Source organism: Mesorhizobium sp. WSM4841 (genome assembly GCF_055811515.1).
The window spans coordinates 350,685-368,890 of the sequence record NZ_JBVVQC010000001.1; the positions used below are offsets into that span (position 1 = coordinate 350,685).

Genomic DNA, 18,206 nt, shown 5'->3' on the forward strand with positions numbered 1-18,206 from the left:
ATTCAGACGGGTGCGCCACCAGCATCGGAGAACCCTCATGACGTCGATCGGTCTGCTGGCTCGGGTTGCCCATCAATATTTCGTGCTGGGCGAAACGCAGCAGGCCATCGCCGAGCGGCTGCAGATCAACCGCACCAAGATCCACAGGCTGCTGGCCGAGGCGAAGGAGCGCGGCATCGTCTCGATCCGCATCAACGCCGGGACGTCCCAGGCGCTCGAAATTGAAGAACAGCTCAGGCGGAAGTACCGGCTCGACATATGCAGCATCACGCCTGATGACACCGGGTCGGAGCTCGGGCTCTCCGAAGTGATCGGCATCTATGCCGCGCAGACCGTCGAGACGCTGCTCAGGGACGACATGACGGTCGCCATGGCGTGGGGCCGTACCATGAGATGGCTCGCCTCCAACATCGAACCGGTGGCGCTCAGGAACGTTACCGTCGTGCCGCTTCTCGGCTCTCTGTCGCGCCGGTCGTCGATCGATAAATACGACGCAGCCGCCGTCTTTGCCCAGCGCACTCAGGCCGAATCCTACTATCTCCCCGGACCCATCATCTGCGACAGCCGCGAAAGCCGCGAGACGATCCTGCAGCAACCGAGCGCGCGCGAGGTTATCCAGAAGGCGTTGAACGCCGACCTTGCGCTGATGAGCGTCGGCGGCACGACCAGTTCGACGCTTCGGAGCGTCGGTTATATGACGGACGAGGAATTCGACGACGTCCTGAGACTGAAGCCGATCGGGAACTTTCTCGGCTACTTCTTCGACCGCAACGCCGAACTCATCGACCATCCCGTCAACGAACGCATTGTCGGGGTTTATCCTCTCGACACGCTGAACATTCCCAAACGCATCCTCGTTTCCGGCGGAAAGAACAAGGTCGGCATCATGGCCAAGCTCCTGGAAAAAGGGTTCTTCACCGGCCTCATCACCGACCAGGAGACGGGCAGCTCGCTGTGACATCCACCGGCCGGCATCGCGGTGGCAGCCGAAGCTGCTGTGCGATGTTGCCTGGAGCGTTGCGCTCGCTTTCATCTGAAAGCAGACTGGCATCGAATCTTCCGTCCCTGGTTCTGTTTCGCCGCAGAACATCCTTTGGGTCTTTGCGGGCGGCACATTTCGCGCCGGCCGATCAGGCCACCCCTAACCTCCGGTTTGCCAGGATCACATCGGCAATCTCGACGAAGCCGCGGCCACCTCGCGACCTGGCGACGTAAGCGGGTTCGGCGTCGATCTGTCCCTGGAAATCCACCACATTCGCAACCCCGAACGAGTTCGGAAAGAACCCGAACATCGGGGCGTCGTTCGGGCTGTCTCCGACGAATGCATAGGCCTGCCTTTCAGCATCGAGATCGGTTCCCAGCCTCTCGCTCGCAAAGCGGCGCGTCATCGACAGCTTGTCGTATCGGCCAAACCAGCCGTTCACATGGATCGACGAAATCTTGGCGACAGCGCCGGCCTGCTCGAAAAGCTGCTTGATGCGCCTGGCATCGGACAGCGGCAGCGCCGGAACATCCTCGCAAAAGTCGATGGCCAGATCGGCTTCGCGATATCGCTGGTCAGCCGATACGGCCGACCCCGGCACTTCCTGGACAATGCGCTTTTCCAGTTCGGCGAGCCTGCGCCTGTTTTCCCGGCGTTCCTCAGCGCTCGCCGCGAAAACCCGGATCATCTTTCGCGTTGCCTGATCATAAGCGAAGTAAAAAGCGCCATTTTCGCCGACCACGCCGGTCACCGGCCAGAACCGGGCAATCATGTCGCACCAGCCTGCCGGTCTCCCGGTAATGGGAGCAACGACAAGGCCCGCCTCGTGCAGGCGTTCGAGCGCACGGTAGGCGTCGGCCGGCAGACGACCCTCGGTCGTCAGCGTGTCGTCGATATCGCAGAAGACGCCACGCATGCGCGACGCAGTTTCGGGTGCGAATTCGGCGAGGTCGCGCATCCGGTCAGGCTTCCCCGCGCGCAAAATCCTCCAGCATTCCTGCATCCGCAGCAATGTCGAGGAAGGAGAAGCGATTGCGCATCTCCCGGCAATGAACGACGGCCTCGCGATAGAAATCGGCCGGCGTGCCCAGTTCGGCGGCTGAAATCGGGCCGCCGGTAGATTTCAGCAGGCGCTGCATCTCGTCGACAGGCACCATGAATTGCTTGAGCTCCTGCCTGAGTGTCGGCCAGACCTCCTGCAGCCGCTCGTTGAACGCGGCGGCGGCATTCTCGTCGAAGGCCTTCTTCTTCAGTTCGTCGAGACATTGTGCGGCGACAGCCGGCCCCATGCGGCGGACCATGTCGTCAGGATCGATCCTCGTCGCCTTCACCACCGGCGGCTGGTCGCTTGCAAGCATTGCTTGCTGCAATCGCGCCATGGTGAGTGAGGCGACACCGACCTGAGTGCCGTGGAGCGTCCCGGGGTGACGCTCGCCGGCGAAGCAGTCGATGTAGTGCGATATTTGATGCTCGCCCATGGAACCGTGATTGGAGACGCCGGTGAAGGAAATGCCGAGGCCGCAGAGCGTCAGCACGCGATAGAGATAGCCATTGGCCTCGATGTCGCGTTCGGCAAGCTTTGCCGCACGCTCGTTGAGCGCCGCCTCATCCTTTTCCTGGATCAGAAACGGAACCTGATGGTAGGCAGTGCCAAGCAGACGGTGCGACATCCACCAGTCGATCTGGGCGACCGAGCGGCAAAGGCAGTCCCCGAACCCCGCCGCCGACAGATAGGTCGGGGCGGCAGCGGAGACGCCAAGATCGACGAAAAAGCCTGATGGCGCGTGGGAAGGGAGCGATACCTTCAGGCCGCTTTCAAGTGTGATGGATGCGGTCGTCGATGTGTAGCCGTTCATCGAACCGGCCGTCCCGAACACGCAGTAGCGCCGTCCATTCCTTCCGGTGACGAACTTGCAGAGATCGTTGATCGTGCCGGAACCGACCGCGATCACGGCATCCGCATCCGCGAGTTTGACGGCCAGGCTTTCGACGTTGGCCATGTCGGCATGCGGGTGATCCAATATCACGACATTGACGGGGCCAAGCGTCTTCAGTTCGCGCGCAACGCGTTCGCCAAGCGCATCATAGGTCGCGGCATCCGCAACGACCGTGAACCGCTCACCCAGGTCGAGCTCAGAAACGAGATCGGCCGCCCGCCCTTCGAGGCTTCCTTCGATGACGATCCGCTCATATGGCACGACGGCCTTTATCCCGGTCTCCGGGTTGGTCCAGCGCCCGTCCAAAATGTCGTCGATTAAAGTCGTCCAGGATCCGGCTGCCGGATTGGTCATGGCGTCCTCTTGTGGGGCAACTCTCTAATCGAGACGCAGGCGCGCTGCGCATCGAACAATAGTCACCTATCGCTGTCTTTTGTCAAGCATTTCCCCGCGACGCTTGACTTCGTTCCGCAAACCTGCGGAAAAAGGGACATGAATGCCAACGCCGACATCGACGTGGTCCGACCATCTGGGCTCTCGGCACTGCCGCCCGAATTCGACAGCGCGGTGGCGTGGGCTGCCTGGCTCTACTATGTCGACCAGCTCAACCAGAGCGATGTGGCCAAGGTCATGAACGTCTCCAGGGCGAGCGTGGTACACTATCTGCAGGAGGCGCGAGAAAGCGGACTTGTCGCCGTGCAGGTCGACCACGACGCTTTTGCCCGCACCTTGACCTCGCGGCGTCTCATGGAAAAATACGGGCTTCGCGGCGCGGCGGTTATCCCCGACCTCGATCCCAACGATGCCGACCGCCGCATCGGCGAAGCGGCAGGACGGTTGCTGGCGTCGATGGTCGATCCGGGGGACACGATCGGCGTTGCCTGGGGGAAAACGGTGCTCGCTGCCGCCCGCTCGATCCCACGACTACGGCATGATCGGAACCTCACCGTCGTCCAGCTCTCGGGAAGCTCGATCGGCACCAGCGATTTCTCGCCGGAATTCTGCACCTCGCTGATGGCCAACCGGCTCGGCGCCCGCTGCATAAACCTGCTTGCCCCGGCGATCGTCTCCACCGACGACCTGCACGACCAACTCATGCAGGAGCCGATGCTCGTCAACCAGTTCCGCATGATCCGTGCCGCCGGCAAAGTCATCTTCGGGATCGGCGATATCGGGCCGGAGAGCACCTATGCCCGAGCCGGGATATCGGATGCCGCCGCACTTGCCGGCATGATCGAGCAGGGAGCTCTCGGCGTTATCATCGGGCGGTTCATCGACGCTCAAGGAGCCCCTTTCGCAACGCCGCTCGACGGACGCACCGTCGGCATCACGCTCGACGAACTGAAAGCGGTGCCCGTCCGCATCTGCGCCGCCGGCGGCGCCCGCAAGATGGGGGCGATCAGGGCTGGGCTCGGCGGCGGATATGCGACACATTTTGTCACCGACATGGCCACCGCAAACATTCTCTTGGAATAACCAGCACTCGGTGGAACCCATCGTCTCGGGAGGACAAATCATGGGCAGCAGCGACGGACCTCTTGTCGTCGGCCTCGACAGTTCCACGCAATCCTGCAAGGCGATTGCCTGGAGCCGGGACGGACAAGCCGTGGCGGAAGGCCGCGCGCCGCTCGATCTGATGAGGCCGAGGCCGGATTATGTCGAGCAGGAGGTCACTGACTGGTGGCGGGCCGCAACAGCGGCACTGCGACAGCTTGTCGGCACGGTCGACCCGAAACGCATCGCCGGGATCGCGATCTCCAACCAGCGCGAGACCGTTGCCCTCATCGACGGCGCCGGCGAGCCGATCGGACCCGCGAGCCTCTGGCTCGACGAACGTGCCGCCGGGCTGGTCGACCGTTTCGCGGCGGAGATCGGCCGTGAGCGGCTGCACGCGATCACCGGTAAACCGATCGATGTGACGCCGGTCGTCTACCGCCTGAAATGGCTGCGCGAGAACGAGCCGGAACGGTTGGACAATGCGAAGAAAATCCTCGACGTGCACGGCTATCTGACGCTGAAACTGACGGGAACACCAAGTGCGAGCTGGACGAGCGCCGATCCGTTCGGTCTCTTCGACATCTCGCGTAAGGCATGGTCGCAGCCGGTCCTCGATCATCTCGGCATCAAGCCGTCGCAACTTCCCAATGCGGTGCGGTCCGGCACGTGGGTCGGGACGGTTGATGCCGCGGCCGCCGCAGCAACGGGCCTCTCCGAAGGAACGCCAGTGATTGCCGCCGGCGGCGATGGGCAATGCGCCGGGCTCGGCGTTAATGCCATGCGCGACGGCGTCGTCTATCTCAATCTCGGAACTGCGATCATAGCGGGAATCTGGTCGCGGGAACCGGTGGTCGGCGATTTCTGGCGTACCATGACCTCGCCGACAGGCGATGGCTATTTCCTCGAAGCAGTGCAGCGGGCGGGTGTCTATTTCGTCAACTGGTTCGTCGACAATTTTGCCGGCGGGCGCTCCGATCCGGCGATCTTCGACCGCCTGGAAAGGGAAGCGGCGGCCGTCCCGATCGGCTCCGACGGACTTCTCGCCGGCACCACCCTGGTCGGTTGCATGGACCCGCATTGGGATCCGAGCGCACGCGCGAGCTTCATCGGCATGCACCCCTCGCACACGCTCGGTCACTTCTATCGTGCAGGGCTCGAGGCGATGACGCTGCAAACCGCCCGGGCTCTCGAAGAGATGCGTAGCCATGGTCTTTCGCCGGCGCAAATGGTGGCGATCGGCGGCGGCGCCAACAGCAAGCTTTGGACAAAGATGATCGCGGACGCAACGGGGATCTCGATCCATAAGGGGCACAATGCCGAAGCCTCCTCCCTCGGCGCAGCGATCAGCGCGGCGGTCGGCGTCGGATGGTTCGAAAGTTTTTCTGAGGCGGCGGATGCCATGACCAGCATCGCCGAGACGATCGAACCGGACCCCAGCTGCCGCGCAGCATGGGACGCGCTCTCGGCCAGGCAGGCCAAGGTCTTCCCCGCGACCCAATTCGCCTGGCGGACTGGAGCGTGAAAGCATCCCGTCCGGCTACTTCAACCCGCCCACCGCCTGCTGATAGACATCAGGCTTGAAGCCGACGAGGATACGATCACCAAGATCGAGGACCGGCCGCTTGATCATCGTCGGCTTGGCCAGCATCAGCGCCTTGGCCTTGTTCTCGTCGAGGCTCAGCCTGTCCGTGTCCGACAGTTCTCGAAATGTCGTGCTCGCCTTGTTGAGCAGGATTTCCCAGCCGACCTTGCCGAACCAGCCGTCGAGCCGATCCGCCTCCAGGCCTTCGACCCTGTAATCGTGGAACCGATAGGCGACATCGTGGCTTTCCAACCAGACACGCGCCTTCTTGATCGTGTCGCAATTGGTGATGCCGTACATGGTGATCGTCAAAATTTTGGCCCTCGGACTGATCGCTCATCGAATCTGGCGCACCGTAAACCACCCTTCAGACATTGCCAGCGGCGACCCCGCAGGCATCCTCAGAATTTTTTGCTCTTGCCAATACTAAGGTCTTTACCTAAGTAACATAAATTATGTGCTGTGACGCGAGGACGACATGACCGCCGCAACAACCCTGCAGACCGCAAGTCCGAACATCCCGCCGATCGACGGCATCTTCCGGGCACTTTCCGATCCGACGCGCCGCCGTGTCGTCGAGCGGCTGAACAGAAGCCCCGCCTCCGTCAGCGAGCTCGCGCAGCCATTCGACATGGCCCTGCCCTCCTTCATTGAACATCTCAGGGTTTTAGAAGGTTGCGGGCTGGTGCACTCGCAAAAGACTGGCCGGATCAGGACCTACCAACTCGCGCCCGAGCCGCTGAAACTCGCGGAAAACTGGCTGGCCGAGCAACGCGCGCTGTGGGAACGCCGTCTCGATCAATTCGACGACTACGTCCTAAAACTCAAGGAGAAAGACAAATGAGTTCGACCCTGCTGCTCAAACCCGACCCAAAACTCGACCTCGTTCTCGAACGCGTCATCGACGCGCCGCGCGAGCTTTTGTGGACAGCCTGGACGACGCCCGAACATGTTCGGCAATGGTTCACACCGAAGCCGTGGATCGTCACCGATTGCGAGATCGACCTCAGGCCCGGCGGCCTGTTCAGGACCCGCATGCAGTCGCCTGATGGCAAGGAGGTCAACGACCGGCATTGCTGCTACCTCGACATCGTGCCCAACGAGCGGCTGGTGTGGACCGATGCGTTGCTGCCCGGCTATCGGCCGTCAGGGGACCCATTCATCACAGCGGTCATATCATTGCAGCCGGAAGGCAAGGCTACGCGCTACACCGCGACAGCCATCCACCGGGATGAAGCGACACGCAAGAACCACGAGGAGATGGGCTTTTTCGACGGCTGGGGAACAGTGGCCGACCAGCTTGCGGCGTATGTCAGAACGATATGAGGCGTTGTCTTCTCACATGCGGCCGCGGCGTCGTCCTGGCCACTCAATTGCCAGCGGCCAAGGAACTCGGCTTTGGATCAGGAGGAATAACAGCCGCGCTCGATGGCGAGGCGGCGTACCAGCGCCAGCACGCTGTCGATGGTGGGCGTCGGCTGGCCGGTCAGCCGGCCAAGCTCCTGGACCGCCGTTACCAGTGCGTCGATCTCCATTGGCCGGCCGCGTTCCAGATCCTGCAGCATCGACGTCTTGTGCTCGCCGACGTCGCCGGCCCCCTTGATGCGACGGTCGACCGATATCGGGAAACGGACGCCGAGGCTTTCGCCGATCGCCTGCGCCTCCAGCATCATGGCGCGGGCAAGCGTGCGGGTTGCCTCGTCGGCAGCGATTGCCGCAAGCGTGCTGCCGGTCAGCGCGGATATCGGGTTGAAGGAGAGATTGCCCCACAGCTTCACCCAGATTTCGCTTCGGATGTCGTCGCGAACCGGCACCTGCAGCCCCGCCGCAACCATCTCCTCGGCAAGCCGCGTGACACGTTCACTCTTCTCGCCCGAGGGCTCACCAAGCGAGAAGCGTTTTCCCTCGATATGGCGGACCAGGCCGGGCGCATCCACCTCGGCCGCGGGATAAACGACCGAGCCGATGACGCGATCCGGCCCAAGCCGGTCCCAGATCACTCCACCGTTATCCACCGCTTGCAACCGCGTGCCTTCGAGCGAACCGCCGATCTTGTGGAAGTACCACCAGGGCACGCCATTCTGCATGGTGACGACGGCCGTCCCCTCGCCCAGCAGCGGCGCGATCTGGTCGAGCGCTGGTGCGACCGAATGGGCCTTGAGCGCCAGCACGACGTAGTCCTGGACACCTAGCTCTTGCGCCTGCGCGGCGGCCCTGACAGAGGCGACGGATTCATGACCGTCTTCGATCAGGCGAAGCCCGGCCGTCCTGATCGCTTCGAGATGAGCGCCCCGCGCCACGATCGACAGATCGACGCGGCCGGCCATGGCAAGTTTGGCCGCGAGATAGCCGCCGATCGCGCCGGCGCCAAAAATGGTGATCCGCATCATCCCAGCCCGGGTTTCGCAAGACCCAGTTTGGTCGCGAGACCGATGCGCTGCAGCTTGCCCGTCGCGCCCTTCGGGATTTCGTTCAAGATCAGGACAATGCGCGGCACCTTGAAGTCGGCAAGCCGGAGCGCGGCAAAGCTGCGGATGTCGCCTTCGGTGGCGGCCATGCCCTCGCGCAGCACGATCGCAGCCGCGACCTCCTCGCCGAGCTTGTCGTGTGGCGTGGCGAAGGTGACGACCTGGGCCACCGCCGGATGATCCATCAGCACGTCGTCGACCTCGAGCGGCGAGATCTTCTCGCCGCCACGGTTGATGATCTCCTTGAGCCGGCCGGTGACGCGCAGATAACCGTCATCGTCGAGCATGCCCTGGTCGCCGGTATGAAACCAGCCATGCGCGAAGGCGGTGGCATTGGCGTCCAGATTGTTCTCGTAGCCGGCGGTGACATTGGGCCCGCGAATGACGATCTCGCCGGTCTCACCGGGCTGCAGCAATTGCCCGTCCAGCGCCATCACCGCCACTTCCGGTCCGGCGGCGGCGCCGACGCTGCCCGGCTTGCGCAGGCCCGGCGGCAACCGGTTCGAGGCCATCTGGTGCGCGGCCTCGGTCATGCCGTAGGATTCGATCACCGGACAGCCGAAGGTCGCCTCAAGCTCCGCCATCACTTGCGGCGGGAGCGATGCCGAGGACGAGCGGATGAAGCGAAGAGGCGCGGCGGCCAATGCATCGGCATTGCGCGCCGCCCGCGGCAGGATGGCCTGATGCATGGTCGGCACGGCCGTGTACCAGCTCGGCCGCGCCTCGCTAAGCCAATGGAAGAAGCGCAGCGCGTTGAAGCCCGGCGTGCAGAAGACGCCGCCGCCGGCCGCGAGCGAGGACAGCACCGCCGCGATCAGCCCATGGATGTGGAACAGCGGCATGATGTTGAGGCAGCGATCGCCGGCTGTCAGGCCGAGCGTAGCGCCGATATGTGCGGCCGAGGCGGCGAGATTGGCATGGCTGAGCGGCACCAGTTTGGGTCGTGACGTGGTGCCGGACGTGTGCAGCAACAGCGCGATGTCGCCGTCCTCAGCCAATTCGGGCGCAGCCGGCGGGCCGATCGGTTCACCCTCGATCCCAAAGCTTCCGGCTGGCGCGTCACGGAGTGCTATGAGCCTGAGCACAGCTATACCCAGGCGCTCGGCAACCGCGACCGCCGGGCCGCTTTCGTCCTCGGCGACGAGGATTGCCTTGGCGCCGATGTCGGTCAGGTAAAAATCGAGCTCGTCGGCCCGGTAGGCCGGATTGAGTGGCGCCGTCGACGCCGCCGCCGCCACCGCGACAAAGGCCGTCGCCATCTCCGGCCCGTTCGGCAGCACGATGGCCACCCGGTCGCCACGGCCGAGGCCCAGCGCATGCAGTTGCGCTGCCGTTTCGGAGACCAGGCGGCGCAGCCCGCTATGGCTGAGCGTGGTCCTGTCGGGTGCCGAAATCGCCGGCGCATCGTCGGCGCCGGCGGCAAGCCGCTCAATGATCGACGCCGTCTCAGACAACGCGAACCTCGAGGTCGCCGACGCCATCGATATGACCGCGAAGGACATCACCGCGAACAACCGCGCCGACGCCCGCCGGTGTGCCGGAAAGAATGATGTCTCCCGGCATCAGCGTGAAAAGACCTGAGAGATAGCTGATCATTTCCGGAACTTTCCAAATCATCTGGTTGAGGTCGCCGGTCTGTTTCCGCTCGCCATTGACGTCCAGCCAAATCGCTCCCTGGGTTGGATGGCCGATCGAGCTTGCCGGAACCAATGGCGTGCATGGCGCCGATGCCTCGAAGGCCTTGCCGACCTCCCATGGACGGCCCATGTCCTTCGCCTTACCTTGCAGGTCGCGCCGCGTCATGTCGAGACCTACGCCATAACCGAACACGCAGTCCAGAGCCTTTTCGACCGGGATATCCGTACCGCCGCTTTTCAGCGCCACGACCATTTCGATCTCGTGATGGACATCGTTGGAGGCCGGAGGATACGGAAATTCCCCTGTCGTATCGAGGTTGTCAGGATTCTTCTGGAAGAAGAACGGCGGCTCCTTGTTGGGGTCGTGTCCCATCTCGACTGCATGCGCGGCATAGTTCCGCCCGACGCAATAGACCCGGTGCACCGGAAACATTTTGTCGGTTGCCGCCACCGGGATTCTGGGGATTGCGGTCGGTTCGATGACATAGCTTGAGGTCGTGCCGTGCATGTTCACTGTCTCGCTCCTGCATAGAATTCGACTTTGGCTTCGGCCCTTTCGATCAGTTCGGCGATCAGCAGGGCGAAGGCGAAAAGGATGATGGTCAAGGCCCAGAATTCGGCCATGCGGAAATTTCGCGAGAAGGTCTCGAACAGCGCGCCGTAACCGACGATGGCGACGAGCAACTGGCCGATGACGACGCCCTTGACGCCGCGGATGAGGCCGAGACGGATGCCGGCAAGGATTTCCGGAAGCGCCGCCCACAGGATGATCTTGCTATAGAGTGCCGGGCGCGAGGCGCCATAGGAACGCGCCATCTCGATCAGCGACGGTGAGATATGGCGGACCCCGGCGCGGGTGTCGAGAACGATGATCCAGATCGCAAACAGGAACACCGCGGCAACGATCGTCTTCTCGCCGAAGCCGAACAGGATCATCAGCACCGGGACGATCGCCGAGAGCGGTGCGCTTGAAAAGATATTGACCCACATGCCGAGCAGGTCGTCGGCGATCTTGACGCGTCCCATCAGGATGCCCAATGGCACGCCGATAACGATCGACAGGGCCATGCCCATAGCGAAGGCGCGAAGGGTCGTGACCGTTGCGCTCTGCCAGGACGGGGTTTGAACGAGATCGACCGCTGCAACCAGCACGTCGCTAAACGGCGGCAGCAGAAAGACAAGGTCGAGCCGGCCAACGACTTCCCATACGACGCACCAAACGAGCAGGGACGCCATCATTGGTATTCGGTAGCCAAACAAGGTCATGGCCGGTTATTCCACATACTGCTTCAGCCCCTGCCAGATCTCATCGACGGTATCGAGATAGTGCCTGTCGCGATGAATGCGCTCGGGGTCGCCGGAGCGGTCGATTTCCGGTTCAATGATCTGCGAAACGCGGCCGGGTCTCGGTGACAGCAAGACGATACGGTCGGAAATGTAGACCGCCTCCTCGATCGAGTGCGTCACGAAGATGAAGGTCTTGTTCTGGTTGGTGCGCAGCCGGATCAGGTCTTCCTGGAACTTCCGCCGGTTCTGCTCGTCGACCGCCGAAAACGGTTCATCGAGCAGCAGGACGTCGGCATCGACCGACAAGGCCCGCGCCAGGCCGACGCGCTGGCGCATGCCGCCCGACAGTTCGTGCGGGTATTTGTCCTCGAAGCCGGCGAGACCCACCTCGGCGATGTAGCGGCGGGCGATCTCCTCGCGCTCGGCCTTGTTGGTGCCGCGCAATTCCAGTCCGAAGGCGACGTTGCGTGTCACGGTCGCCCACGGCATCAGCGCAAAGTCCTGGAACACGAAAGCGCGTTCGGGGCCGGGTGCGCTGACGCGCTTGCCGTTGATCGCGACGGTGCCGCCATCGGCCCGTATCAGGCCAGCTATGATCTTCAACAGCGTCGTCTTTCCGCAACCGCTGGGTCCGAGAAGGCTGGTCAGCTTGCCCCTGGGAAAGTCGAGATCGATGCCGCGCAACGCCTCGACATTGCCGTAGGTCTTGGAGATTCCTCTCACTTCCACGATTGAATCGATCGGTGCGGGAACCGGCGACGGTCCATTTCGCAATGCGGTCGCGCCCATATTATGCACCTCTACTCTCGGGCCTGAAAACACGGACTTCCACCCACTGCAGAAAGACGAGCGTCAGGGTGGAAAGCGCGATGATCGAGGCGATTGTTGCGTACATCTCGGCGTAGTCTGCGCGCGAGCGGTGGAAGGTGATGAGGTCGCCGATGCCGGTCGGGGTAATCAGCAATTCGGCGAGCACCACGCCGACGAACCCGGCAGCGACGCCGAGGCGCAAGCCGGCAAAAATCACCGGGCTGGCGTCCGGAAGAATGATCTTGGCGACGGTCTGCCAATTTGTGCCCAGGAATGATCGGCACATGACCAGCAGCGACTCGTTGACGTTGCGCACGGCCTTGTAGGTATTGAGCACGATGACCGGCAGCGCCAGGATCATGACGGCGAGCGTCTTGGCGGTCATGCCTATTCCGTAGACGAAGGTGACCATCGGAATGAAAGCGGCGACGGGCGCCGCCTGAAGCACGATAAACACGGGGATCACCAGCCATTCGCCGGTGCGCCACAAGCCACAGATCGTGCCGAGGCCGACACCCAGGAACGCCGACAGGACAACACCCAGCACCAGCGGCTGAAGTGTCGAAAGGTAGGCGGTTGCCAAGCTCCCGTCGGCGAGCAGTCCGAAAAACGCGACGACGGTGTCGGAAAAGGTCGGAAAGGCGAAGCTGACGGGAATGCGCCCGGCCACCTCCCAGATTCCCGCGAACAGGGCGATCGACACAAGCCTGAGCAGGATCGGCTGGTCCCAAGATGCGCCCGTTGCATTGCGATAGGATGAGGAAGCGAGGCCGGCAGCCTCGCCGTCGGTTCTGATGCTTACGGCCATCAGGCAGGCCGCCTATTTCTTGCCGAGCTTGGCGACGGCGCGGTCGATTGCGGAGACATCCCAGAAGTCTTCGACCTTGAGGCTCGCGGGATCGCCTTCGATCTGGCCGGCAAGGCTGAAGAAGGCAAAGTCGTCTTTAGCCGCATCCGCTCCGCCGCCATTCAGGGCAAGGCTGCCGGCTTCCGCGGTTTCCTTGTAGTATTCGGTGATTTCGCTGTCCGCCTCCGCGCCGAGATCCGGCAGCAGTTTGTATTTGTTGCGAAGCTCGACCGCGACCGCCGGATTCGCGGTTATTTCCCGCGCGGTCTTCATCAGTTCCTCGACCAGGACGTCGACGTCGGCGGCGTTGTTCTTCAGATAGTCTGCGGTCGCGAAAAGCGCTTCGTCCGAGGCGCCGAGATCCTCGACCGGCAGAACGATGAACTTGCCGGGGGCTTCGGCCTCGAGCGCGCGCCGGTTGGCGGCATCGACGATCGACGCCTTGATGGTCCCCTGCAGCAGCGCATTGCGGCGAACCTCGGAACCCGGGACATAGCTGATGTTGCCGAGCTTGATGCCGTGGTTTTTCGCCATCAGGAGCATGACAGCCTCGGTGCCGGAGCCGCGCGCCTGAACGGCGACTTCCTGCCCGTCGAGATCCTTCCATTCCTTGTAGAATTCGCTGTTGACGACCGGGAAGAAGCGCAGCGTCGATATCTGCGCAAAGATGCGGATCGGCACGCCCACCTTCTGGATCAGAGTGTAGGGAGCGCCGATGCCAACATCGGCCTGGCCGCCGACAATGGCCTGGGCTGCGAGATCCTCGTCATTGAGAACAATGAGCTCGACATTCACGCCGCGTTCCTTGGCGCGCTCTATCGCGGCAAGCGTCTGGATGGATTCGATCCCGGGAAGGTCACCGAATGCGATGCGCATATCGCCCGCATTTGCGGCCGACAGGGGCGATGCACATGCCAGGACCGCGGCAAAAGCGGTGGCAAGTACGGTACGTCTGGACACGCTGGCCATTTATCATTCCTCCCGTTTTTGTAACCATTTCCTTGATTGGTTAAGACTATGGAGCAGATTGGTCAAGGAGAAATTGCGCCATGTCGTACGTACAGGCCCAGAAAACTCGGCAGTTGACGGTTTGAACTAATCGTTTTAACACCGACAAACGGAAATCATAAGCGGATTGGTTAAATTGATGGACGATCCCGGTAATGGCGGCCACGCCGCCCTGGTTCAGCTTCAGGCCTATCTTGCCCAGATGGACCACGCCGGTGAGACGCGGCTGCCTGCAGAGCGGGAACTGTCCGAGAGCCTCGGCGTATCGCGCGGCGATCTGCGCAAGGCGCTGGCAGTGCTCGAGAAGGACGGCCGCATCTGGCGTCACGTCGGCAGGGGCACATTCGTCGGCAGTGGACCGGTCGAGGAGACGATCGGCATTTCGGAAATCGCCGGACGCACAAATCCGGCCGACGTGATGCGCGCGCGCCTCATCATCGAGCCCGAGATTGCGCGCGAAGCGGCGCTGCACGCCACGCTTTCCGATATCGCTTCGATGCGGCAATCGCTGGTGCAGACGCGGGAAGCCGTCACATGGCGGCAATACGAGAACATTGACAATCTGCTCCACCGGCAGATTGCGCAGGCGAGCCGAAACAATGTGCTGCTCGGCCTGTTCGACGTCCTGAACGCCGTGCGCCGAACCGTGGTCTGGGGACGTCTTCGCTCAGAAGGCGCTCGCCCTCCGGCGGACCATCACAGCTTCGCCGACCATGAACGCATCGTCGAAGCGATCGCAGAGCGTGACCTCGGCGGCGCGGCGGCAGCGATGCGGCTGCATCTCCAACAGGTCGAGCGGCGCCTGATCCCTGTCCGCGAAGCCGCCGAATAGCTCGGATTGACCCGCTACAGCGCCGCGCGTCCTTCTTGGATGCGCGGCGCTGTTCGGGTTAAGCCCTACGCGCCGTAGCCGATGATGCCCTTGATCTCGAGGAAATCGTGGATCGCCCAGTCGGCATATTCGCGGCCGTTGCCTGACTGCTTGTAACCGCCGAAGGGCGCGAACGTGTCCCATTCCGGATAGTTGATCGAGACTTGTCCGGCGCGCAGGCGACCGGCGATTTTTTGCGCGTGATCGATATCCCCGGACTGCACATAGGCGGCTAGGCCATAGACCGTGTCGTTGGCGATCCTCACCGCGTCGTCGTCGTCATCATAGGAGATGACCGAAAGCACCGGCCCAAAAATCTCCTCCTTCTCGATGGTCATGCCTGGCGTGACATGGCCAAAGACGGTCGGCCGCACGTAATAACCGCGATTAAGATGCTCCGGCCGGCCGGGACCGCCGGTGACCAGCGTTGCACCCTCGGCGATGCCGGCCTCGATCAGCCGCTGGATCTTGTCGAACTGGATATTGCTGACCACCGGCCCGAGCTTGGTGTCTTCCGAGCGCGGATCGCCGACCTTGTGCGCCTCTGCCGCCTTCTTGGCGATCACCAGCGCCTCATCGTGGCGGGCGGCCGGCACCAGCATGCGCGTCGGCGCATCGCAGGACTGGCCGCTATTGCCGAAACAGGCGTTGACGCCCTTGCGCACGGCCTTCTCGAAGTCGGCATCGGCAAGCACGATGTTGGGCGATTTGCCGCCGAGTTCCTGCCCCACGCGCTTGACCGTCTCGGCCGCCGTCTTTGCGACGATGATGCCGGCCCGGGTCGAGCCGGTGAAGGAAACCATGTCGACATCCGGATGGCCGGCCATGACCTGTCCGACATCCGGGCCGGTGCCGTTGACCATGTTGTAGACCCCCTTCGGCGTGCCGGCCGCTTCCATCACTTCCGAAAAGACGATGCCGCTGATCGGCGCGATCTCGGAAGGCTTCAGTACGACGGTGCAGCCGGCGGCGATCGCCGGCGCCACCTTGCAGACAATCTGGTTGAGCGGCCAGTTCCACGGCGTGATCAGCGCGCAGACGCCGATCGGCTCCTTAACCACCATGGTGGTGCCGCGCTTCTCGCTGAATTCGTAATCCTCCAGCGCATGAATAGTGGCTTCCATATGCGCCCTGCCCGCCCAGGCCTGCGCCTCGCGCGCCCAGGTGATCGGCGCGCCCATTTCCTGGCTGACGGCCTGCGCGATGTCCTCGTAGCGCTCGTTGTAGACTTCGAGGATGCGCTTCAGCAGCTTCAGGCGCTCGGCCTTGCTGGTCTGCGAAAAGGCCGGAAAAGCGGCCTTCGCCGCCGCCACGGCGCGATCCACATCGGCCTTCGAGCCGACGGAGATTTTGGTGTAGGCCTCTTCGGTGGACGGATCGATCACATCCAGCGTCGCCGGCACCACGGGCGCGACCCATTTGCCGTCGATGAAGAAGTTCAGGTGATTGCTCATGGGTGATGCTCCGGTTTTCTGGAAAGGACGGGGATCAGATTAGCCGGGCAGCATAGGGCAGTTAGCGCCGCGACGCAGGCTGATATGCGCCACATCGCCGACGCTGAATTGAAAACCTTCCGCCCGGCGTGGCGCATCGATCACCACCGGTATCCCCTGCCCCAATTCGGCGTGCAGGCGCAAGGTGCGGCCGTGAAAGACGATGCTGCTCACCCGCACCGGCGCGGTGCCGGTCGCAGCTTCGGTCGCTGCCAGAAGATCCTCCGGACGCACACCGATGGTTCGCACCGCGCCTTCTCCCGGCGCTTCGCCGGTTTCCAATGTGGCTTCGAGCGGCAAGGCGCCGGCGGCGAAACGCAACCGATCGCCGTCACGGCCGACAAAGCGCGACTGCAGCAGGTTCATCGTGCCGATGAAACTGGCGACGAATTTGGTGGCGGGCCGGTCGTAGAGCGTGGCCGGCGGCGCGATCTGCTCGATGCGTCCCTTGTTCATGACGACGATGCGGTCGGAGATCGACAGCGCCTCGGTCTGGTCGTGCGTGACCATGACGAAGGTCGTGCCGAGCCGCGACTGCAGCCGCTTCAATTCGACCTGCATCTGTTCGCGCAGATGCGCATCGAGCGCCGACAGCGGCTCGTCGAGCAACAGCACACGCGGTTCGCAGACAATCGCGCGGGCAAGCGCGACGCGCTGGCGCTGGCCGCCCGACAATTCGGACACGCGGGCGCCGAGCTTTTCGGCAAGGCCAACCATGTCGAGCGCTTCGCCGACGCGCTTTGCCTGTTCTACCCCGGAAAGCTTGCGCAGCGACAGGCCGAAGCCGACGTTTTCGGCGACGTCCATGTGCGGAAACAGCGCATAGTCCTGGAACACGGTGTTGACGGGACGGTCGAACGGCCGCAGCGAAGTAACGTCACGGCCTTCGAGCAGCACCCGTCCGCTCGACGGGCTTTCGAAACCAGCGATCACCCGCAGGCTGGTGGTTTTGCCGCAGCCGGATGGGCCGAGCAAGGTCAGGAACTCGCCGCGGGCAATGTCGAGATCGACGGCGTCCAGCCCGACGCCGCCGCCAGGAAAGATCTTCGACACTGCATCCAGCCGGACGAGAGGTTCAGGCGCCATCGCGAACCTCGGACGGCTTGGTCGTGTTGACCCAGAGGATTTGGCAGCGCTCGGCGCCCGGATTGCGGAAAGCATGCAGCAAGGTGCTCTTGAAGGCGAAGCTGTCGCCGGTCTTCAGCCCATAGGTGGTTGAATCGATCACGAGTTCGACTTCGCCCGACAGGACGAAACCGAATTCGTGGCCGGGATGGGCGTAGGCTTCGAGGGTGCCACCACCGGCTTCCACCGTCACCAGCATGCCGGTGAGCGTGGCGGCCGGCGGCGACAGCAGCGCTTTGGCGATGCCTTCCGACTTCACCGGGATCTGGCGCCGACTGTTGGCGCGTACACAATAGAGATCGTTGACGCCGTCGTTGCCGTCAGCAATCAGCGCCGAGGGCTCAATGTCGAGAGCGGCGGCGAGCGGCCAGATCACCTTGACGCGAAGCGAGGACAGGCCGCGCTCGATCTGGCTGAGCGCCCCGATCGAAACGCCGGCCTTGGCGGAAAGCTCGGCCAGCGAAAGATTGCGTTCCAGCCTGAGCGCACGCACACGCCGGCCGACCCGCACATCGGCGTCGTCCTTCGGCTTTTCAGCCGTTTCGTCCAGTATGTCCATCTGTTTCCCGACCTCGTTTTCGGTATCCTGGAGCGGCGCTTGGCGCGCAGCGCCGAGACGGTTGAGGGTGCTGGCCGGAGCGCGGTTGTGCCGAGCTGGACCA

At 63.1% G+C, this 18,206-nt stretch carries 19 protein-coding genes; 6 read left to right on the forward strand and 13 right to left on the reverse strand.

Going from position 1 to position 18,206, the window contains the following annotated elements:
- Positions 1–37: 37 nt before the first annotated feature.
- Positions 38–958, forward strand: a complete 921-nt coding sequence (locus AC0L14_RS01690; RefSeq protein ID WP_473748470.1) for a sugar-binding transcriptional regulator — start codon at positions 38–40, stop codon at positions 956–958.
- Between the two features lie 172 nt (positions 959–1,130).
- Here AC0L14_RS01690 and AC0L14_RS01695 read toward each other — a convergent pair whose 3' ends face one another.
- Both AC0L14_RS01695 and AC0L14_RS01700 read right to left on the reverse strand, forming a co-directional pair.
- Positions 1,131–1,940: an HAD family hydrolase gene (locus tag AC0L14_RS01695; protein ID WP_473748472.1), complete on the reverse strand. Its 810-nt coding sequence runs from the start codon at positions 1,938–1,940 to the stop codon at positions 1,131–1,133.
- 4 nt (positions 1,941–1,944) lie between these two features.
- On the reverse strand, positions 1,945–3,273 hold the full coding sequence (locus tag AC0L14_RS01700; protein ID WP_473748473.1) for a sn-glycerol-1-phosphate dehydrogenase: 1,329 nt from the start codon (positions 3,271–3,273) through the stop codon (positions 1,945–1,947).
- 138 nt (positions 3,274–3,411) lie between these two features.
- On the opposite strand from AC0L14_RS01700, the gene AC0L14_RS01705 reads away from it, so the two are divergent.
- Entirely contained in the window at positions 3,412–4,395 is a 984-nt protein-coding gene (locus AC0L14_RS01705) for a sugar-binding transcriptional regulator (protein ID WP_473529498.1), read from the forward strand.
- 40 nt (positions 4,396–4,435) lie between these two features.
- Positions 4,436–5,938 (forward strand): xylulokinase, encoded by a 1,503-nt coding sequence (locus tag AC0L14_RS01710; RefSeq protein ID WP_473529499.1) that lies wholly within the window; start codon positions 4,436–4,438, stop codon positions 5,936–5,938.
- Between the two features lie 15 nt (positions 5,939–5,953).
- On the opposite strand, the gene AC0L14_RS01715 is transcribed toward AC0L14_RS01710, so the two are convergent.
- The gene (locus AC0L14_RS01715) at positions 5,954–6,310 is read right to left on the reverse strand and encodes an ArsC family reductase (protein WP_473748474.1); all 357 of its coding nucleotides are present in this window, start codon (positions 6,308–6,310) and stop codon (positions 5,954–5,956) included.
- Positions 6,311–6,476: 166 nt separating this feature from the next.
- Between AC0L14_RS01715 and AC0L14_RS01720 the strand changes: the two genes are divergently transcribed.
- Together AC0L14_RS01720 and AC0L14_RS01725 are read left to right on the forward strand one after the other, a co-directional pair.
- Positions 6,477–6,842 (forward strand): ArsR/SmtB family transcription factor, encoded by a 366-nt coding sequence (locus AC0L14_RS01720; RefSeq protein WP_473748475.1) that lies wholly within the window; start codon positions 6,477–6,479, stop codon positions 6,840–6,842.
- Positions 6,839–7,324, forward strand: a complete 486-nt coding sequence (locus AC0L14_RS01725; RefSeq protein WP_123146991.1) for an SRPBCC family protein — start codon at positions 6,839–6,841, stop codon at positions 7,322–7,324. Before AC0L14_RS01720 ends, AC0L14_RS01725 begins: the two co-directional genes overlap by 4 nt.
- 77 nt (positions 7,325–7,401) lie before the next feature.
- Here the strand turns inward: AC0L14_RS01725 and AC0L14_RS01730 are convergent, their stop codons facing one another.
- Genes AC0L14_RS01730 through AC0L14_RS01760 form a run of 7 tightly spaced genes read right to left on the reverse strand, consistent with a single transcriptional unit; the run spans position 7,402 to position 14,016 of the window.
- Positions 7,402–8,385, reverse strand: a complete 984-nt coding sequence (locus AC0L14_RS01730) for a 2-dehydropantoate 2-reductase (protein WP_473748523.1) — start codon at positions 8,383–8,385, stop codon at positions 7,402–7,404.
- Entirely contained in the window at positions 8,385–9,947 is a 1,563-nt protein-coding gene (locus tag AC0L14_RS01735; RefSeq protein WP_473748476.1) for an acyl--CoA ligase, read from the reverse strand. Before AC0L14_RS01735 ends, AC0L14_RS01730 begins: the two co-directional genes overlap by 1 nt.
- Positions 9,913–10,611, reverse strand: a complete 699-nt coding sequence (locus AC0L14_RS01740) for a fumarylacetoacetate hydrolase family protein (protein WP_473748524.1) — start codon at positions 10,609–10,611, stop codon at positions 9,913–9,915. Before AC0L14_RS01740 ends, AC0L14_RS01735 begins: the two co-directional genes overlap by 35 nt.
- A gap of 2 nt (positions 10,612–10,613) precedes the next feature.
- Positions 10,614–11,369, reverse strand: a complete 756-nt coding sequence (locus tag AC0L14_RS01745) for an ABC transporter permease (RefSeq protein ID WP_473748477.1) — start codon at positions 11,367–11,369, stop codon at positions 10,614–10,616.
- 6 nt (positions 11,370–11,375) lie between these two features.
- Positions 11,376–12,179 (reverse strand): ABC transporter ATP-binding protein, encoded by an 804-nt coding sequence (locus AC0L14_RS01750; protein ID WP_127314370.1) that lies wholly within the window; start codon positions 12,177–12,179, stop codon positions 11,376–11,378.
- Position 12,180: 1 nt separating this feature from the next.
- Entirely contained in the window at positions 12,181–13,008 is an 828-nt protein-coding gene (locus AC0L14_RS01755; RefSeq protein WP_473748478.1) for an ABC transporter permease, read from the reverse strand.
- A gap of 12 nt (positions 13,009–13,020) precedes the next feature.
- Positions 13,021–14,016, reverse strand: coding sequence for an ABC transporter substrate-binding protein (locus AC0L14_RS01760; RefSeq protein WP_473748479.1), 996 nt, complete (start codon positions 14,014–14,016; stop codon positions 13,021–13,023).
- Between the two features lie 178 nt (positions 14,017–14,194).
- On the opposite strand from AC0L14_RS01760, the gene AC0L14_RS01765 reads away from it, so the two are divergent.
- Positions 14,195–14,887, forward strand: coding sequence for a FadR/GntR family transcriptional regulator (locus tag AC0L14_RS01765; protein WP_065010097.1), 693 nt, complete (start codon positions 14,195–14,197; stop codon positions 14,885–14,887).
- A gap of 65 nt (positions 14,888–14,952) precedes the next feature.
- Here the strand turns inward: AC0L14_RS01765 and AC0L14_RS01770 are convergent, their stop codons facing one another.
- The 3 genes from AC0L14_RS01770 to AC0L14_RS01780 are packed head-to-tail and all read right to left on the reverse strand — an operon-like array spanning position 14,953 to position 18,103.
- A complete protein-coding gene (locus AC0L14_RS01770; protein ID WP_473748480.1) occupies positions 14,953–16,380 on the reverse strand; it encodes an aldehyde dehydrogenase family protein in 1,428 nt (475 codons plus the stop codon).
- A 39-nt stretch (positions 16,381–16,419) separates the two neighbouring features.
- Positions 16,420–17,505, reverse strand: coding sequence for an ABC transporter ATP-binding protein (locus AC0L14_RS01775; protein WP_473748482.1), 1,086 nt, complete (start codon positions 17,503–17,505; stop codon positions 16,420–16,422).
- Positions 17,495–18,103: a cupin domain-containing protein gene (locus tag AC0L14_RS01780; protein WP_473529511.1), complete on the reverse strand. Its 609-nt coding sequence runs from the start codon at positions 18,101–18,103 to the stop codon at positions 17,495–17,497. Before AC0L14_RS01780 ends, AC0L14_RS01775 begins: the two co-directional genes overlap by 11 nt.
- Positions 18,104–18,206: the final 103 nt, after the last annotated feature.

Excerpts from the sequence above, each read along its gene's own strand:
- AC0L14_RS01745 (WP_473748477.1), bottom strand. The coding sequence starts at position 11,369 with ATGACCTTGTTTGGCTACCGAATACCAATGATGGCGTCCCTGCTCGTT.
- AC0L14_RS01770 (WP_473748480.1), bottom strand. The coding sequence starts at position 16,380 with ATGAGCAATCACCTGAACTTCTTCATCGACGGCAAATGGGTCGCGCCC.
- AC0L14_RS01730 (WP_473748523.1), bottom strand. The coding sequence starts at position 8,385 with ATGCGGATCACCATTTTTGGCGCCGGCGCGATCGGCGGCTATCTCGCG.
- AC0L14_RS01780 (WP_473529511.1), bottom strand. The coding sequence starts at position 18,103 with ATGGACATACTGGACGAAACGGCTGAAAAGCCGAAGGACGACGCCGAT.
- AC0L14_RS01700 (WP_473748473.1), bottom strand. The coding sequence starts at position 3,273 with ATGACCAATCCGGCAGCCGGATCCTGGACGACTTTAATCGACGACATT.
- AC0L14_RS01705 (WP_473529498.1), top strand. The coding sequence starts at position 3,412 with ATGAATGCCAACGCCGACATCGACGTGGTCCGACCATCTGGGCTCTCG.
- AC0L14_RS01765 (WP_065010097.1), top strand. The coding sequence starts at position 14,195 with ATGGACGATCCCGGTAATGGCGGCCACGCCGCCCTGGTTCAGCTTCAG.
- AC0L14_RS01755 (WP_473748478.1), bottom strand. The coding sequence starts at position 13,008 with ATGGCCGTAAGCATCAGAACCGACGGCGAGGCTGCCGGCCTCGCTTCC.
- AC0L14_RS01760 (WP_473748479.1), bottom strand. The coding sequence starts at position 14,016 with ATGGCCAGCGTGTCCAGACGTACCGTACTTGCCACCGCTTTTGCCGCG.
- AC0L14_RS01740 (WP_473748524.1), bottom strand. The coding sequence starts at position 10,611 with ATGCACGGCACGACCTCAAGCTATGTCATCGAACCGACCGCAATCCCC.
- AC0L14_RS01695 (WP_473748472.1), bottom strand. The coding sequence starts at position 1,940 with ATGCGCGACCTCGCCGAATTCGCACCCGAAACTGCGTCGCGCATGCGT.
- AC0L14_RS01750 (WP_127314370.1), bottom strand. The coding sequence starts at position 12,179 with ATGGGCGCGACCGCATTGCGAAATGGACCGTCGCCGGTTCCCGCACCG.
- AC0L14_RS01710 (WP_473529499.1), top strand. The coding sequence starts at position 4,436 with ATGGGCAGCAGCGACGGACCTCTTGTCGTCGGCCTCGACAGTTCCACG.
- AC0L14_RS01720 (WP_473748475.1), top strand. The coding sequence starts at position 6,477 with ATGACCGCCGCAACAACCCTGCAGACCGCAAGTCCGAACATCCCGCCG.
- AC0L14_RS01775 (WP_473748482.1), bottom strand. The coding sequence starts at position 17,505 with ATGGCGCCTGAACCTCTCGTCCGGCTGGATGCAGTGTCGAAGATCTTT.
- AC0L14_RS01690 (WP_473748470.1), top strand. The coding sequence starts at position 38 with ATGACGTCGATCGGTCTGCTGGCTCGGGTTGCCCATCAATATTTCGTG.
- AC0L14_RS01725 (WP_123146991.1), top strand. The coding sequence starts at position 6,839 with ATGAGTTCGACCCTGCTGCTCAAACCCGACCCAAAACTCGACCTCGTT.
- AC0L14_RS01735 (WP_473748476.1), bottom strand. The coding sequence starts at position 9,947 with ATGGCGTCGGCGACCTCGAGGTTCGCGTTGTCTGAGACGGCGTCGATC.